We start from the raw sequence: 17397 nt of genomic DNA on the forward strand, positions 1-17397 counted from the left end.
CCATTTTGCCCGTTGCGGCGTGTCCCTGTCGGCCGTTGTCACCGTTGACAGTGGTGACACCCCGGTTGGTGGCCTGCACGGCGAAGGAGTCGGCATGGCAAGGACTGATTCGACGGGTTCCACGTGGCGGTACCGGTGGGTGCACCGGCAGAACGAACGGCGGCGGCGGGAGTTCCGCAGCGCCGACAAGGCATGGCGACGACGCGACGACGAACTGCGCCGCCTGCGTACCCTCGCCGAGGAGTTCCAGGGCTCGGCCGCGGCGGGCGCCGGCCTGGCGCTGGAGCTCGCGCCCGACGAGGTGGTGTTCTGGGTGCTGCCGGCCGCGCAGCTGGTGGAGGTGCGACACACCACCGTGCTGCCCGCGCCCGACCTGACGGTCGCCCCGGCGGCCGCGCCGCCGCGGCCCCGCAGACCGGACGGCGTCCGGGTCGCCGACGCCGGCATGGCGGTGATCACCAACCGCCGGCTGGTGCTGCTCGGCGGTCGCGGCCGGCGCGACTGGGCGTACGGGAGGATGACCGGCCTGGCCCACGACCCGCACGCGCCCGTCACCCTCATGCAGGTGCTGGACCGGCGGCGCACCTCCGGGCTGATGCTCCCGGCGGACGTCGCCGCCGACTTCCGGTTCAAGCTGACCCTGGCCTTCGCCGACGCCATCGAGCAGCGCGGCGCGGTGCTCGACCAGCTCGACGAGGCGATCGCCGAGCACGCGCAGCTCAAGCCGTTCCGGCCGCAGATCGCGACCCCGGCGCAGGCCCAGCCCTTCGCGTTCGTGCCCGGCGGCCGGCGCACCGTGGCCGTCGCCGCCGGCATCGCCCTGCTGGTGCCCGCCGCCCTGCTGGACACCGATCCCGCCGACCCGACCGGCTCGGAGGTCGCCGTCGCCGCGACCCCCGCGCCGACCTTCGTCGCCCCGCCGGTCGCCCTCCCGGCCGCGCAGGCGAAGGCGCCGCCCGCCGCCTCGAAGCCGCGACGTGGCACCACCGCACCCACGCCGACGCCCGCCCGCGAGCGGCTCTGCGGCGCCCCGACCAACCCGATGGGGTACGACTTCTGCGGCGGCGAGCGCATCCGCAGGCCGGCCGTCGAAATCTGCGACTGGTTCGACTGCGTACCCGAGTTCTGGGCCGGCCGGGGCCACCTGGTGCAGTGCGGCGACGGCTCGGTCAGCCTCACCGGCGGGCGGCGCGACGCCTGCGCCCGGCACGACGGAGTGCGCCGCACGGTCTGGCGCTGACCACCGGGCCGGCCACCACCGGGGCGATGGAACGCCATCCGAGGGATCCGGGGTGGCGCGGAAGTCGCATGATGTTCCCTGTGATCTACCTCCCGAGCAACCAGCGTCGCAAGAAGAAGAGCCGTTTCGACAACTGCGACGCCTGCAACTGCGACATTCCCTGCTGCGACCTGGGGCTCTTCTCCACCCTGCTGACCCTGGGCGCGCTGGGCGCCCGGCTCGTGTCGCCCGGCCGGGCCTCGGCACCGCCGACCGTCGCCGCCGGGCGGGCGCCGCTGGTGGACCGGGCGGGGCGGGCCGCCATCCTCGGCTACCGGCGCTGGCTGTCGCACCGCTGGCCCGGGCAGTGCCGCTTCACCCCGACGTGCAGCGCGTACGGGCTCGCCGCCGTGGAGCGCCACGGGCTGGCCGTCGGCGGGCGGATGGCGGCCGACCGGGTGCGCCGCTGCCGGCCCGACGTGCCGCACGGCACCCCCGACCCGGTGCGCTGACCGGAGCGCCGGCGCCCCGGACCGCTGTTTGCCGGGGCGCCCTGAGCTGCGGGGATGCCCCCATCACGTGCCTCGGGATCGGTCATGATGGCAGGATGGAGATCCGCTCCGACGACGGTGCCCGGGTGAGGATCCGGCCGGTGGGCTACCAGCCCGGGGTCGAGCCGCCGGACGACCCGGACGAGGCGGCGGACTGGAACGACTGGCTGCTCGTCGAGACCGACGCCCGCACCGCCGACGGGCAGGCCTGGTCGCACCTCGAACCCTGCCTGACGGTGGCCGAGGCGTACGCGCTGGCGGGCTGGCTGCGGCAGCAGGCGGAGACGACCGGTGACCCGGCGGAACCTTCGGCGGTGGCCCGCTTCACCGAGCCGAACCTGGCCTTCCGCACCCGGGTGCTGCGCCGGCGCCGGCTGGCGCTGACGGTCGAGTTCTCGTACGAGTCGCTGCCGCCGTGGATGCGGCGGCAGCCGCCCGGCGCGGTCTACCTGTTGACGCTCACCGTCTCCGCCGACGCCCTCTCCACGGCCGCCGAGCAGTGGGCGCGCGAAGCCGACGCGTACCCCCGTCGCGTCGCCTCCTGACCGCTCAGTCCGGTGGGGTGAGGTCGGGGACGGTGAGTGAGCCGTCCGGGCCGAGGGGGAAGCCCGGGTTCCAGGCGATCTCCCAGACGTGCCCGTCGGGGTCGGCGAAGCAGCCGGCGTAGCCGCCGTAGAAGGTCTCGCGTGCCGGCACGGTCACCTCCGCCCCGGCGTCGGCCGCCGCCGTCAGCAGTTCGTCGACGTCGCCCCGGGAGCGGACGTTCTGCGCCAGCGTCGTCCCGCCGAACCCGCCCGCGCCCCGGTCGGGCACGCCCGCGTCGGCGGCCAGCTTCTCCCGGCTCCACAACACCAGGGCCAGGTTGCCCGCCTGGAAGAAGACGGTCTCCTCGACCTCCTGGCCGCGCCAGCCGAGCCGCTCGTAGAAGGCGCGTGCCCGGGCCACGTCGGCGACGCCGAGCGTCACGAGGCTGATCCGCTGTTCCATCACCCGACGACCCTCCACGTACGACCCGGCACCGTCCACCGCCACCGTAGCGTCGAACCGCCGGCCGTTCCGGCTCCGGTGGCTCAGCCCCGTCCCGTCATCCGGTCGGCGAGGCGGCGCAGCGCCGGGGCGGCGGCGAGCAGCGTCTCGCGGTCCGGGGCGTCCAGCTCGGCCAGCGCGGCGCCGAGCAGGTCGCGCCGGTGCCGCCCGTACGCGGCCATCCGTTCCCGCGCCGCGTCGGTCAGCTCCAGCCGGGCGGTGCGCCGGTCGGCCGGGTCCCGCTCCCGGTGCAGCAGCCCGGCGGCGGTCAGCTCGCCGACGAGGGTGCTGACCGTGTTCGGCGCGGTGCCCAGCCGCCCGGCGGCCTCGCGGACGCCGATTCCCGGGTGCCGCTGCACCAGCCGCAGCACCTCCACCTGGGCGTCCGGCAGGGCGGTGCGGCCGACCCGCTGGATGGCCGTCCGGCGCAGCATCCGGTGCAGGTCACCGAGCGCTCCGCCGAGCTGGTCGACCGTCTCGTCCGTCACAGTCAGGCCCTCCGACGCCGAAATAGCTCTGTAGTCAGAGCTATCGTAGCCGGGCCGAGCCGTCAGTGAGGGGACCGCCATGCCGCACGCCACCGCGCCGCCCGTCCGACCGGACGAGCGCGTCGCCGCGCCCACCGGGCGGGCCGCCGTCGTGCTGCTGGTGCTGCTCGGCACGCTCACCGCGTTCGGGCCGCTCTCCCTGGACACCTACCTGCCGGCGTTCCCGGAGATGACCCGCGACCTGTCCGCCAGCCAGGCGCAGATCCAGCTCTCGCTGACCACCTGCCTCGTCGGCATGGCCCTCGGCCAGCTCGTCACCGGCCCGCTCAGCGACCGCTTCGGACGGCGCCGGCCCGTGCTGGTGGGCGTCGCCGCGTACACCCTGCTGTCCTTGGTGTGCGCGGCCGTGCCGTCGGCCGAGACCCTGGCCGCCGCGCGGCTCGCGCAGGGCTTCGCCGGCGGCATGGGCGTCGTGGTCGCCCGCGCCGTCGTGCGCGACCTCTACGCCGGCCGCGAGGCCGCGAAGTACTTCTCCCGGCTCACCCTGGTCTTCGGCGTCGCCCCGATGGCCGCGCCCGCCTTCGGCAGCCTGGTGCTGCGCTTCGGGGACTGGCGTACCGTCTTCGTCGCCCTCGCCGTGATCGGCGCGCTGCTCGCCGCCGCCGTCGCGTGGCGGCTGCCGGAGACACTGCCCGCCGCGCGGCGCAGCACCGGCGGCCTCGCCGCCACGGCCGCCGCCGGCCGCTCGCTCTTCACCGACCGGATCTTCCTCGGGTACGCGCTGGCGCAGGGCCTCGCCTTCGCCGCGCTCTTCGCCTACATCTCCGGGTCGTCCTTCGTCTTCCAGGACGTCTTCGGAGTCTCGGCCGGCGCGTTCAGCCTCATCTTCGGCGTCAACGCGCTCGCCCTGGTCGCCGCCGGCCAGCTCAACGCCCGCCTGCTGGACCGCTTCGCGCCCCGCACCCTGCTGCTGCGCCCGCTGGGCGTGGGGCTGCTGGCCGCCGCCGTCCTGCTCGCCGGCGCGCTGCTCGGCAGCCTGCCGCTGGTGGCGGTGGCGCTCTTCGTCTTCATGGGATCCCTCGGCATGGTGATGCCGAACGGCACCGCGCTCGCCCTGGACCGGCACCCCGCCCACGCCGGCACGGCCGCCGCCCTGCTCGGCACCATCCAGTCGCTGGTGGGGGCGATGGCCGCGCCACTGGTCGGGCTGGGCGGCGAGGGCAGCGCCGTCCCGATGGCCGTGGTGCTCGCCGGGGCGGCGGCCGCCTCCCTCGCCGTCGTCGGCACCCTCGCCCGCACCCGCCGTTAACCCCTCGCCCGGGTCCGGCGGTCGGCGGTAGCGTGCCGGCGTGTCCCGCTCCGTCACCCTCGTCCTGGTCGATGCCGCCGGCGCTGCGCTGGGCGCGCTGCCGCCGTTCGACGTCCCGTCGCCCTGGTGGCAGGAGGTCGGCCCCGTCGTGGCCGAGGCCCGCCGGCGGTACGGCGTCGAGGTGGTCGTGCTCCGCCTGCTGACCGGCGACGCGCCGCAGCCGATGGGCGGCACGGTCACGTACCTCGCCCAGGTCGACGGGCCGCCGGCCACGCCGCTCGTACTGGCGAAGGTGGACCTGTCGGCGGACCCGCTGCGCGCCCCCTACGCCGAGCCCGGCGGACCGGCGCGCAGCCTCGCCTGGGCGACGGCCGAGCTGCGGCGGCTCGGCCGCCCGGCGCGGACCGTCGTCCAGCAGCGCACCTGGAACCTGTCGGCGGTCTGGCGGCTCGACGGGCCGGGCGGCACGGCCTGGCTGAAGCAGGTGCCGGTGTTCTTCCGGCACGAGGCCGCCGTGCTGCGCTGGCTCGGCCGGGCCGCGCCCGGGAAGACGTCGACGCTGCTCGCCGACGACGGCGACGGCCGGATGCTGATCGAGCACGTGCCCGGCGAGGACCGCTACGGCGCACCCGTCGAGGAGCGGCTGGCGATGGCCGCCGACTTCCACCCGGTGCAGGTGCGCTCCGTCCGCGACGTGGCGGACCTGGTCGCGGCGGGCGTGCCCGACCTGCGCGCCGACGCCCTGCCGGGCTGGATCCGCGACCGGCTGGTCGGCTGGGACACCTCACCGGTGCGGTCCCTGCTGGCGGGGCTGGCGGCGCGGCTCGACGAGGTGCGCGGGTGCGGGCTGCCGGACACCCTCGTGCACGGCGACCTGCACCCCGGCAACGTACGCGCCTGCGATGGGCGGCACGTCGTCATCGACTGGGGCGACGCGTTCGTGGGCCACCCGGCGTTCGACGCGCTGCGGCTGGTGGAGGGCCTTGCGGACGACGTCGCCGCCCCGGTGCTCGCCGAGTGGTGCGCGCGGTGGCGGGCCGAGGTGCCGGGGTGCGAGCCGGAGCGGGCCGTGGAGTTGCTGCGGCCGGTCGCGGCGCTACGCCTGGCGGCCGTGTACGCGATGTTCCTCGACGGCATCGAGGCGAGCGAGCGGGTCTACCACGCCACGGACGTCGACACCTACTTCGCGCAGGCGCTCGCGCAACTCGGGCCGGCGACCCCCAGCGACGGCTACGCCGTCAGGTAGCACCGCGCTGGCTTCGCGTCGACTGTCGCGTGTCTGACACTGCCGATCCGCCCGGGTGCCTCAGCCCGCTCGGGACGGGCGCCGCGCCGGGTGTCGACGCCGGAGCCGCTGTTTCCGCTCAGCAGGGCAAACGCCGGATCGCCGGCAAGTAGTTGCGCGTGCGCAATATCGACTCCGTAGGTAATTGACGGCGGGAACAGGTGAGCCGAGGCCGGCCGATCGGTGGAACCTCGGGGGGTCCCGCTGGTAGGACTCTTGTGGGTAGGGTCCGGGGACCGCCAGTGGGGAGGTGGGAGCCGTGCGTCAGCGCGGAGGTGACCGACTGCTCGTACGACGAGCCCGCCTGCCGATCTCCTGACGACAGGTCGATCCGTCCCGTCCTGGCCGGTCCACCCAGCAGAACCAAAGGTGCCGCATGCTTTCCCGCTCCACGTCCTCGACCGAATCGCCCGCACTCATCCGGGACCGGGCCACCTCGCTGGTCGAGTACCTGATGGCCGTGCGGGCGCAGCTGGAGAAGCCGGCCCGGACGGTTCCCACCGCCGACGCCTTCTGGCAGCACGACTTCCCCGCGCACGCCGCCTGCGAGGTGGGCGTCTCGACCGACGGCGCCAGCTGGCTGCGCGTCGGCCTGCCCGCCCCCACGAGACCGATCAGGACGCCCACGGAGTTCACGCCGTACCTGACCGGCGCGCCGTCATACGCCGTGGAACCCCGGCTCGTCGGCGACGAGGAGACGGTCGAGCGGCTCCAGGAGCGGTTCGCGCAGTGGCGGGAGCGGGAGTGGCGCCCCTGGGCCGACCAGACCCGGCGTACGGAGGCGACGCGGCAACTGCACCGCAGCCTGTTCGACCTGAAGCACCGCGTCGACATGGACGCCGCCACCCACGAACTGGTGTGGGGCCACGGCGTCATCCGCACCGACGTCGCCGGGCACAGGGTGCAGTACCCGCTGGTGGTGACCCCGGTCGCCATCGAGTTCGACGCCGACCGGTCGATGGTCACGGTGGCGCCGCAGGGCGCGCCCCGGCTCCAGACCGACCCGCTGACCGGCCTCGACGAGCGCTACCTGAGTCAACTGCTCGCGCTGGCCGGCTCCGGCGGTCAGCTCGACCTCGACGTCTGGCACGACCTCGACCGCGTCGAGTTCTTCGAGCGGGCGCTGCGCCGGCTCGGGCACGACCCCGTCGTACGGGACAGCGGCGCGGCGGCCCCGGCCGGCCCGCACGTCCACGACACCGGCGTGCTCTTCGTCCGGCCCCGGCAGCGGATGCTGCGCCGCTTCCTGGAGGAACTGCGCGCCCGGCTGCTCGCCGGCGACACCGCGAGCATCGGCTCGCTGGCCGCCATCCTGGCGCACGAGCCGAGCAGGCTGGAGATGCCGCAGGACCAGCCGGCGCGGTGGGCGCCGCTGGGGGAGCGGCTGCTCATGCCGCTGCCGACCAACGAGGCACAGGAGTCCATCGCGCGCCGGCTCGCGCAGCACCGCAACGTCGCCGTGCAGGGCCCGCCCGGCACCGGCAAGACCCACACCATCCGCAACCTGATCTGCCACCTCATGGCGCACGGCAAGCGGGTGCTCGTCGTGGCGCAGAAGGAGGACCCGCTGCGGGTCCTGCGCGACGGCCTGCCGAAGGAGATCCAGTCGCTGTGCCTGGCGGTGCTGGGCCGCTCCACCGACCAGCTCGTGCAGCTCCAACTGGCCGCCCGCGAACTCTCCGACCGTGGGGCGACCCTCGACAAGCGGGGCGAGCAGCAGCGCGTCGACCGGCTGCGCCGGCAACTGGAGGAGGCCGAGCGGGACCTCGGCCAGGCCCTCGGCGGCCTGCGCACCATGGCCGAGAACGAGTCCGCGCACCACGAGATCGACGGCATCCGGCTGTCGCCGAGCGACGTCGGCAACTGGCTGCGGGAGCGGGCCGACCGCTACGGGGACATCCCCGACGCCCTGGCGCCGGACGTGGCCGCGCCGCTGGGCGTGGAGGAGTTCACCGAGCTGCTCGACATCGCCCGGCGTACCGTCCGGCAGGACCGCACCCAGGCGCTGCGGCACCTGCCCACGGCCGCCGAACTGCCCGCGGAGGCCGCCGTCCTCGCCGGCCGGCGCGAACTCGCCGCCGCCCGCGAGGAACTCGACCGGCTCGCCGCCGCCGGGGCCGTCCTGCCGGAGGTACGCGCGTTCGGCCGGCCGGCGCTCGACGACCTCGTCGGGCAACTGCGTCAGGCGCTGACCCTGCTCGCCGGCCGCGAGGGGGCGTGGACCGACCGGCTGGCCACCCTGCTCCAGGCCGACCCGAACTGGCAGACCATGTGGCAGGACCACGTCGCGGCCTGCCAGCGTGCGCTCACCGAGCTGACCGCGGCGACCCGGACCCTCGCCGGCCACCAGGTGAGCGTGCCCGAGGCGCAGCTCGCCGAGCCCCGCCGCCTCCTGGCCCAGCTCGGTGAGCTGCGGCAGCGGTTCGCGACCGGCAAGGGCGTCAACCGGCTCTTCCAGAGCACCCTCGCCCGGCTCGCCGCCGAATGCCGCATCGACAGCGAGCCCCTGCGCACCACCGAGGACGTCGACATCGTCGTCGCGTACGTCACCCGGCTGCGGCTTCGGCAGGAGCTGAACACCCGGTGGGCCGAGTGGCGGCAACTGCTCAACCTCCCCGCCGACCTCGGCGACCAGCCCGACCTGTGGGTGGGTCGGCTGCTCACCGACGCCGCCACCGCGCTCGACTGGGACCGCCGCCGCTGGCCCACCCTGCACGCCACCGTCCGCCGCCTCGTCCCCCGGGCCGAGCAGGCGGTCGACGTACGCCGGCTGACCGCCCTCGCCGACCTGGTCACCCGGTGCGCGACCGTGTTCGAGTACGACCGGCTCGTCGCCGACGAGCGGGCCCTCGGCACGGTGCTCCAGGAGGGCATGTCGCGCACGGACGCCAGCGAGCTGTGGCGGCTGCTCGACCAGAGCCGCCAGCGCGCCGACCTCGAAGGGTGGGACGGCATCCTCGACGAGGTACGCCGGCTCGCCGCCCTGCGCCCCGACGCGCAACGCTTCGCGCAGCTCACCGAGCGGCTGCGGCCGGTCGCGCCCGGCTGGACCGCCCAGATCGAGGACGGCACCGCCGTCGCGATCGGCGGCACCGGGGCCGACTGCCCGCACCGCTGGCAGTGGCGCCGCGCGCAGACCTGGTTCGACACCGTCGTCGGCAGCGTCGACCCCGTCGCGCTGGGCCGCCGGATCGAGCAGACGCGGGAGCGGATCCGCCGGCTGACCCAGGAACTCGTCGTCGCCTCGTCCTGGCTGGAGGTGTCCAAGGCGCTCGACGACCGGCGCCGGGCCGCGCTCGCCGACTGGACCACCGCCCTGCGCAAGATCGGCAAGGGTACGGGCAAGAACGCCGCCCAGTGGCAGGCGCACGCCCAGCGGGCCATGAACTCCGCCGTCGACGCCGTGCCCGTCTGGGTCATGTCCGTCGACCGGGCCATCGAGCAGTTCGCCGGCGGCGCCCACTTCGACGTCGTGATCGTCGACGAGGCGTCGCAGGCGGACATGTTCTCCCTGCCGATCCTCAGCCTCGCCGAACGGGCCGTCGTCGTCGGCGACGACCAGCAGATCGGCCCGCAGCTGTCGTTCGTCGGCACGGTCACCGGCCTGATCAACTCGCACCTGGTCGACGTGCCCTCCGCCGAGCACTTCGACCCGGAGAGCAGCCTCTACGACCACGCCGTACGGCGCTCGCCGGAGCGCATCCTGCTGACCGAGCACTTCCGCTCCGTACCGGCGATCATCGGCTTCTCCAGCCAGACGTACTACGGCGGCGAGATCGAGCCCCTGCGCACCGACCGGCCCGCCGGCATCGGCGACCCGGTCATCGCCGTGCACGTGCCCGAGGGCATCCGCCAGGACCTGCCCACCTACGGCAACGTCAACGTCGCCGAGGCCGAGGCCCTCGTCGAGCGGGTCGCCGCGATCGTCGCCGACCCCGCCTACGAGGGCCGCACCATCGGGGTGGTCAGCCTGCTCAGCACCAGCGGGCAGGCCATCTACCTGCTCACCCGCCTGCGCGAGGTGGTGGGCGAGGAGGAGATGGAACGACGCCGGCTGCGCGTCGGCGACCCGTACACCTTCCAGGGCGACGAACGCGACATCGTGCTCGTCTCCACGGTCGTCTCCCCGCACAACGGCATGGTCTCCGCCTTTACCAAGCGCGACCACCACCGGCGGGTCAACGTCGCCGCCTCCCGCGCCCGCGACCAGCTCTGGGTCTTCCACTCCGTGCAGCCCGCCGACCTGCGCGAGGACGACGCCCGGGGGCTGCTGCTCACCTACTGCCAGAACGTCACCGCCGCCGACGAGGCGTACGACGACCTGGAGAAGCGCTGCGACAGCGACTTCGAACGCGCGGTGCTGCGGCGCATCCTGACCCGGGGATACCGGCCGCTGCCGCAGTACCGCATCGGCGGATACCGGATCGACTTCGTCCTCCCCGCACCCGACGGGCGGCGGCTCGCCATCGAGTGCGACGGCGACGCCTACCACGGGCCGGACCAGTGGGAGAGCGACATGCGCCGGCAGGCCGTGCTGGAGCGGGTCGGCAACTGCGTCTTCGTCCGCATCCGGGGGAGCGTGTTCAGCCGGGACCCGGAGGCGGCCCTGGAGCCACTGTGGGAGCGGATCGCCGAGCTGGGCATCGAGACCGCGTCCCCAACGACGGCGCCGGTCATCGACGCGGAGGTAGTCGAGGCGGCGCCGGTCATCGACGCGGAGGTCGGCGAGGATGCGCCGGTCAGCACGGAACCAACCCGCGCGACGTCTTTCGTCGCGCCCGCCCCGGTGCCCGCCGAGCCGGTCGATGACGTCCGGCCGCTGGCGGAGACGACCGGCGGCGATGGTTCCGTCGGCACCGAACCGCCGTCGGCGGCGACCGAGCCCGTCAGCACCGTGCCGCCGTCGGTGGCGACCGAGCCCGTCGAGGTCGAGCCCGTCCGTCCGATGCCGGCTGCCCGCGCCGAACCGAGGGGCAGCGGCGACAAGGAGCCGCGCGGGGCCGCAGTTCCCCCGGCGAGGCCCACGCCGACCGCAGTCGCACCGCCGGCAGACGAGTCGGCGGGGACGCCGGACGACGGCATGGTGCCCGTGCCCGCCGGCTACCGGAACGTGGCCTGGCTGCGGCCGTACGAGGCGGTGGCCGCCCTGGACAGCTACCAGCACTGCCGCGACGTGCCGGTGCGGCACGAGGGCAAGGTGCTGGGGTGGGCCCGCTACTACGACAGTGCCTCCGCCGAGGCGCGCAAGTACCGGGCCAACGTCCGCGTCGAGCGGGCACATCCGAACGGAGCGCGGCTGGTCTGCTGGGTGCGCCCGCACGAGGCGAAGGCAGTGATCGCCGCGGCGTCGATGAAGCGCGACATGCCGGTGGAGGACAGTCGCGGCCGGCACGCAGGCCTGGTCCAGTACTTCCCGGCCGCCAGCCCCGCCGCCGTGCGCTTCCGCAGCGTCACCCGGTTCCTGCGGTTGTCGGGCGGCGAGAGCCGCGACGCCCGCCCGGCCGCGCCGCCGGTCCGGCCCGCGCCCGAGCCGTGCGGCCCGGGCGAGTCACGGCCCGCACCGGCCGGGCAGGGGACGCCCGCCCGCCGGGAGCTGGAGGAGACGCTGCACCAGGCGATGGTGCGGGCGTACGACCAGGAGGCCGAGCCGGCGGACGAGCCGGTCGAGGCCTCGGCCGACCGCCGGGCGCTCGAAGCGGCGTTCCACGAGGCGATGGTGCGTACGTACGAGCGGGCCCGGGACGAGGCGAACTACCACGCCAGCCTGCTGCTGCGGATGGTGACGGAGAAGGGCGGCCTCGCCACCGCCCGGCAGCTCCTGCACCACCCGCTGGTCTCCGACGGGTTCACGGCGCTCTGGGAGCGGGGGCGGGTGGACCTGACCGCCGAGGCGGTGGTGATCCGGCCACGCTTCCGGCCGCTGTTCACCGACGAGGAATTGGCCATCGCCAGCAACCGCGTGGTGGACGCCTCCGCACACGCGTCCTGACATCAGGTTCGCGCAGGTCGGGGACTCCACGGCATAGCATCAGCGCTATGACGATGAGTGATCGCGTCGACTGGAGCGACCTGCGTGACCGCCGGATGGCGGAGCCCGGAGCCGCCGAGGCGTACGAGGCGACGCGCATCGCCTTCGCGCTCGGGCAGGAGGTGCGGCACCTGCGGGAACACAAGGGCTGGAGCCAGAGCCAGTTGGCGAGGTCCGCCGGCATGACCCAGTCCGCCGTGGCCCGGTTCGAGGCAGGCGGCACCGTGCCGACCCTGCCGGTACTGGAGCGCCTCGCACGGGCGCTCAACAGGAAGCTGGACGTCAGGTTCGCTCCGAAGGCCGACGCTGTTTGAGTGTTCCCTGCCATGTCTTGAGGTCAGGAGGTGTATAAGTATTACTCAAGGAGGGTGGGTAATGCTTATATCGGCATCTGTGTGGCAAGCCCTGACCGAAGCTGGGGTCACGCTGGTCCCTCGTGGTGCCGACCGCGTCGAACTGAGCTACGCGGGCGCCCGTGCCCAACTGACTGTCGTTTCATCGCCGACGCCACTGAGCCCCAGCAACATCGCGTCGTTGACCAGCCGTCATCCAGAACCGTGTCTGATCGTTGTCCCGGCGGCTTCACCGGCCGTGCGGCAAGCAGTCGATGAAGCCGAATGGTCATGGTTGGTTGATACCGGGCAGCAGGTGACCGGCACCGTACGCATCGACGGAGCGAAAATCGTGCTGCGCCCTCCGCCGCAAGCCGCCACGCGATCCGCTAAGCGGGGTCCGGTGCCGTGGGGGACCTTCACCCTGGTCCGCAGAATGATCCAGCGCCCGTACGCCAGCCAGCGGGAACTGGCCGCCCTCGCCGGCGTCTCCCAGCCGCGCGTCTCGCAGGCCCTGAACGCCCTGGCTGACCAAGAACTCGTCCGTCGTACCCCCAATGGATGGATCGTGCGGGACATCGATGAGGCAATACGTTGGTGGTTGGAGTCCTATCCCGGGCCGGGCGGGATCAGCACCCGGTGGTACGGGATGGCGCCAGCAGTTGAGCAGGCTCGGAGGGTTGTCGCGTTGGTCGGGGCAACCGAACCGACTGCCGTCGTGGTCTCCGGCGATGTCGGTGCAGACGTCATCGCTCCCTGGCGCGCCCCCATCCGTGCGGTTCTCTATGGCCGAACCGGAGCGAATCTGGAGGACGCCGGCCTCGTCCCCGCCGGGGGCGATGAGGCAACCCTGGAGTTCAACGTCCCGAGGGACCCGGGCCTGTGGCAGCCTTCCGGCTCGGCGACGCCAGTCACGAACAGCCTCCCGCTGGCCGACCCGCTGCAGATCCTGTGGGACGTGCGGCGTTCGCCGGGCCCCGACAGCGAGGAAGCGGCGCATCGCGTGTGGGACGTTCTACGCCGTCGTCATCGTGACCGAAGGGATGTGGCATGACCGGGCCGACATCGTCGAGCGCGGACCCGAAGGCACCGAAACCGGTTTCGGTCGTCTCGACCAGCCGGGCCGCGGATACGGGTTTCCTGACTCTTGCCGACCTGGCGCAGATCACTACCGCTCTCGGTCTGGACTACCGGATTGTTGGCGGGCACATGGTCACGCTGCTTGTGGCGCTCCATGGCGTTTCCGAGCAGGTGCCGCTGCGTGAGACGGCTGACGCTGACTTCGCCGCACTGCCGAGCGTCATCGCTGACCCTCGCCTACCAGGCGCTCTCCTCGAGCGTGGCTACCGATCACGGGAGGCCGCGAACCGGTTCACCCGTGACAGCGCAGACGAATATGGGCAGCTCAGCCTGGTGATCGACATACTTGCGCCGTCTTATCGGGGCGCGCTGGTGCCCAACCAACGGCACGGCGACCTGGTGGTCGACGAGGTCCCTGGTCTCGTCCTCGCCCTGCACCGGCCCGCTGAGTTGCTGGATGTCGACGTTCAACTCACCAACAAAGGCCATCTGAGCATGTGCGTCGCACTCCCGGACGTAACGTCGGCGTTATGCCTGAAAGCGCTCGCTTACCGCGGACGTTTCGCCCCGAAAGATGCAGTCGATCTCTGGCGCCTGATCCATGCGGCACATGCGGCCGGGTTACGTACCGCTGATTGGCCGGTGAGCATCACGGGGCGTCAGGCCGCAGATGTACTGCACCGCTTCTTCGGCACGCCCGACGCGGCAGGCCTCAAACAGATGTCGTCGAGCATCGCCGACCGCACCCGGATGCGGGCGTTGGTCCGAGAGATAGTGCCAGCCGGATAGCTTCACAGGCTCAGGCGGCGATGGTGCGGGCGGTGGCGTACACGTCGGCGGGAAGGGCGTGTGCCAGTCGCCAGATGATGCGCATGGGTCGGTCGCCGGTGTGCTCGCGGTAGGTCATCGGGCCGGCGTAGAGATAGGCGGGCGCGCCCAGGTCCCGGTCGGCGACCCGGGTCTCCCGCACGAAGAGGTGCACCGTCGAGCCGCGCGAGGCGTGATGGATGTAGCGCTGGCCGGTCGCCGAGGCCGACGACGTGGTGCTCTGCGACTCCCACTGGAACAGGCTGTCGGTGATGGCCCGGTCGGCGTACATGGTGGTGGGGGAGTAGTGCGCCTCCGACTTGACCAGGGTGACGAAGAAGAGGTCGGCCTGGGCGTCGGGCAGCCACTTCACGCCCTCGCGCAGCGAGCCCGGGTTCGGCATGCCGAAGGCGGCGCACGCCTCGTTGCGGCTGTAGCGGGCGTGCACCCGCAGCGGCACCTCAGCCGACAGCGGCTGCGGGGTGACCCGGTGGATCCGGTCGCGCAGCACCTCGGCCACCTGCCGCAGCTCGGTGCAACGGGCCGGTTCCGCCCAGAGTCGCGCCAGCCGCTCGTTTCGCGAGGCCAGCGGCGCGTTCGGCCCCCACAGGTCGAAGTGCAGCATGTCCCACAGCCGCCCGGCGTCCGGCCGCTGGCCCGTCGCCACCCGGGTCAGCAGGTCCAGGCGGTCCGGGTCGTCGAGGTGCAGCATCCGCCCGATGGCCCGGCCCAACTCCCGGTCGTCCGGCCCCGGCGTCGATGACTCCAGCCCGGCGAGCCGGCGCAGCCCGGTCCATCCGCCGATGGTCGCCGACCGGTACACGTCCTCGATTTCCACGCCGGTCTCCCGCAGGAACTCGGCGAGGCTGACGTCCCCGAGGTGCCGCAGCTCCGCCAGCAGGCCGTTCTTCGACGTCGGCATGACGGTACGCAGGTTGTCGAGCACGACTTTGCGGGCGACCGGGTCGAGCTGGATGTGGCAGCCGCTGGGCAGCGACGGGAAGTCCTGCTCGACGGCGTCCCTGATCTCCCTGCGGCTGACCCCGGTCAGGGCGCGCCAGCGCAGGTCGAAGCGGAAGTTGGCGTGCTGCCCGCCGATGAAGTCGAGCACCGTCAGGCAGGGCTTGTCGTCGTCCAGGCGCAGCCCCCGGCCGAGCTGCTGAAGGAAGATCGTGGCGCTCTCGGTGGGCCGCAGCATCAGGATCGTGTCGACCATCGGCAGGTCGACGCCCTCGTTGAACAGGTCCACGGTGAAGAGCACCCGCAGCTTGCCGGCCTTGAACTCCCGCAGCAGATCCTGCTGTACGGGCCGGTCCACCTGAGAGGTCACCGCCGCAGACGGCACGCCGTGCCGCGTGAACCACTCCGCCATGAACCGGGCGTGGGCGATGCTCACGCAGAACCCGAGCGCCCGCATCCGGTCCACGTCGACCGTGTCGCGTACCGCCTTCAACACCAGCCGCGCCCGCGCGTCGTTGCCGGTGTAGAGGCCGTCGAGCTCGCCGAGGTCGTACCCCTGGCCGCGCTTCCAGCGCAGGCGCGACAGGTCCACGTCGTCGTGCAGCCCGAAATACTGGAACGGCGCGAGTAACTGCCGCTCCAATGCCTCCCACAGGTGCAGCTCCACCGCCACGCGGCCGTCGAACCACCGCCGCACATCCCGACCGTCGGCCCGGTCGGGGGTCGCCGTCAGCCCCAGCAGTACGCGCGGCCGAAGCCGCTCCAACAGGTGGGCGTACGTCGGTGCCTCCGCGTGGTGGAACTCGTCGACGATCACCATGTCGTACGCCTCGGGGTCGATCTCCCGCCGGTGCAGCGACTGGATGGAGGCAAAGACGTGCCGCCACCTGGTCGGGGTTTTGCCCCCGACCAGCGTCTCGCCGAAGCTGCCGTCGAGCATCACCTGCCGGAACGTCGCCAGGCTCTGGGTGAGGATCTGCTCCTGGTGGGCGACGAAGAGCAGCGAGTCGACATGGCCCTTGCGGTGCAGGCGCCGGAAGTCCAGCGCCGCGACGACCGTCTTGCCGGTGCCGGTCGCCATCACCACCAGGTTCCGGTGCCGGCCGTGCACCTGCCGCTCCGCGTCCAGGTCGGCGAGGATCTCGGCCTGGTACGGGTACGGCCGCACGTCCAGGTTGGCGATCTGTGTGGGCGAGTCCTCGCGCCGCTCCCCGCTGAGGGCGTTGCGCAGCCGCTCGGCGTCCCTGCTGGCGTCGTAGCCCTCGAACGCCGGGTCGTTCCAGTAGTCCTCGAAGGTCGCGGTGAACGTGTCGATGACGTGCGGCTGCTCGACGTTGGAGACGCGCACGTTCCACTCCACGCCGTCGATCAGAGCGGTCTTCGACAGGTTGGACGATCCGACGTACGCGGTAGTCATGCCGTTGCGCCGGCGGAACAGCCACGCCTTGGCGTGCAGGCGGGTGGTCCTGGTCTCGTAGGACACCTTGATCTCGGCGCCCAACTCGGCGAGCCGATCGAGGGCCCGCTGATCGGTCGCGCCGAGGTAGGTCGTGGTGATGACGCGCAGCTTGCCGCCCCGGGCGATCAGCTCGCGGATGGCGGGCTCGACGATGCGCAGGCCGTACCACTTGATGAACGCGCAGAGCAGGTCGACCTGTTCTGCCGACGCCATCTCGTGGGTGACCTCGTGGCCGATGCGGGGCTGGTGGCGACCGTTGACCAGCAGGGCGCCGGTGGAGAGCGGGGTGGTGGGGCGTTGGGGGAAGGCTGGTTGCGCGGGTGGGGTAGGTGGGGCGGCGATGGCGTGCAGGAGGTGCCTGGCGTCGGTCACCTGGTCCTGTGGTGTCGACGCCTGCGGGCTCTCGGCGGCTATGGCGTCGGCGATGCGGTTGGCGAGTTGGACCTGGCGGTGGAGCTTGTCATCGCCGTTGGAGACGGCTTGTAGGGCGCGGTGGGCCAGGGTGGCGATGTGACGGGCGAGGGCATCGGGGGCGTCAGCGGGGTCGAGCTTGTGGTGCTGGATGAGGGCGGGGTCGACGTGCTGGAGGTGGTCCGCCAGGTTATGGGTGATGAGGTGCTCGTAGATGCCCTGCTCAAGATCCGTCACCCGGGCAAAGTAGCTGATCGTGGGCTTTGTAGCGCCGTCCCCAGGCAGATTGACTTGAGCTGTCGGATTAACGACAGGATTACCTTACCTCTTTCCAGTACGTGCATGGCTCGGCATCTTTGCTGGTAACCACTGTCTGTGGTTGCTACGGCAGCTACTGCTTGAAGTGCGGAAACGGGAGCCTTGCCGAGTTGCCGCTGAAGCA

The 17397-nt window shown here is 72.8% G+C and carries 12 protein-coding genes; 9 read left to right on the top strand and 3 right to left on the bottom strand.

Going from position 1 to position 17397, the window contains the following annotated elements; genetic code table 11:
* Nucleotides 1-94 precede the first annotated feature (94 nt).
* The 3 genes from RM555_RS15345 (at nt 95) to RM555_RS15355 (ending at nt 2315) form a co-directional block, all read left to right on the top strand.
* Entirely contained in the window at nt 95-1240 is a 1146-nt protein-coding gene (locus tag RM555_RS15345) for a hypothetical protein (RefSeq protein ID WP_311412373.1), read from the top strand.
* Nucleotides 1241-1311: 71 nt separating this feature from the next.
* Nucleotides 1312-1731, top strand: coding sequence for a membrane protein insertion efficiency factor YidD (gene yidD, locus RM555_RS15350; RefSeq protein ID WP_311412475.1), 420 nt, complete (start codon nt 1312-1314; stop codon nt 1729-1731).
* Nucleotides 1732-1826: 95 nt separating this feature from the next.
* Nucleotides 1827-2315, top strand: coding sequence for a WapI family immunity protein (locus RM555_RS15355; protein ID WP_311412374.1), 489 nt, complete (start codon nt 1827-1829; stop codon nt 2313-2315).
* A gap of 4 nt (nt 2316-2319) precedes the next feature.
* Here the strand turns inward: RM555_RS15355 and RM555_RS15360 are convergent, their stop codons facing one another.
* Together RM555_RS15360 and RM555_RS15365 are read right to left on the bottom strand one after the other, a co-directional pair.
* Nucleotides 2320-2796 carry a VOC family protein gene (locus RM555_RS15360; RefSeq protein ID WP_311412375.1) on the bottom strand — a complete coding sequence of 159 codons (477 nt, stop codon included), beginning with the start codon at nt 2794-2796 and terminating at the stop codon, nt 2320-2322.
* A gap of 44 nt (nt 2797-2840) precedes the next feature.
* Entirely contained in the window at nt 2841-3230 is a 390-nt protein-coding gene (locus tag RM555_RS15365; protein WP_311412476.1) for a MarR family winged helix-turn-helix transcriptional regulator, read from the bottom strand.
* A gap of 133 nt (nt 3231-3363) precedes the next feature.
* On the opposite strand from RM555_RS15365, the gene RM555_RS15370 reads away from it, so the two are divergent.
* The 6 genes from RM555_RS15370 (at nt 3364) to RM555_RS15395 (ending at nt 14107) form a co-directional block, all read left to right on the top strand.
* Nucleotides 3364-4593: a multidrug effflux MFS transporter gene (locus tag RM555_RS15370; protein WP_311412376.1), complete on the top strand. Its 1230-nt coding sequence runs from the start codon at nt 3364-3366 to the stop codon at nt 4591-4593.
* Nucleotides 4594-4633: 40 nt separating this feature from the next.
* On the top strand, nt 4634-5839 hold the full coding sequence (locus tag RM555_RS15375; protein WP_311412377.1) for an aminoglycoside phosphotransferase family protein: 1206 nt from the start codon (nt 4634-4636) through the stop codon (nt 5837-5839).
* 415 nt (nt 5840-6254) lie between these two features.
* The gene (locus RM555_RS15380) at nt 6255-11867 is read left to right on the top strand and encodes an AAA domain-containing protein (RefSeq protein WP_311412378.1); all 5613 of its coding nucleotides are present in this window, start codon (nt 6255-6257) and stop codon (nt 11865-11867) included.
* Between the two features lie 47 nt (nt 11868-11914).
* Nucleotides 11915-12220, top strand: a complete 306-nt coding sequence (locus RM555_RS15385; RefSeq protein ID WP_311412379.1) for a helix-turn-helix domain-containing protein — start codon at nt 11915-11917, stop codon at nt 12218-12220.
* Nucleotides 12221-12281: 61 nt separating this feature from the next.
* Nucleotides 12282-13292 carry a helix-turn-helix domain-containing protein gene (locus tag RM555_RS15390; RefSeq protein ID WP_311412380.1) on the top strand — a complete coding sequence of 337 codons (1011 nt, stop codon included), beginning with the start codon at nt 12282-12284 and terminating at the stop codon, nt 13290-13292.
* On the top strand, nt 13289-14107 hold the full coding sequence (locus RM555_RS15395; protein ID WP_311412381.1) for a hypothetical protein: 819 nt from the start codon (nt 13289-13291) through the stop codon (nt 14105-14107). Before RM555_RS15390 ends, RM555_RS15395 begins: the two co-directional genes overlap by 4 nt.
* Nucleotides 14108-14117: 10 nt before the next feature.
* On the opposite strand, the gene RM555_RS15400 is transcribed toward RM555_RS15395, so the two are convergent.
* Nucleotides 14118-17192, bottom strand: a complete 3075-nt coding sequence (locus RM555_RS15400; RefSeq protein ID WP_311412382.1) for a DUF3427 domain-containing protein — start codon at nt 17190-17192, stop codon at nt 14118-14120.
* Nucleotides 17193-17397 lie beyond the last annotated feature (205 nt).

This window comes from Micromonospora reichwaldensis (genome assembly GCF_031845925.1).
In the GTDB taxonomy this organism is placed as follows: domain Bacteria; phylum Actinomycetota; class Actinomycetes; order Mycobacteriales; family Micromonosporaceae; genus Micromonospora; species Micromonospora reichwaldensis.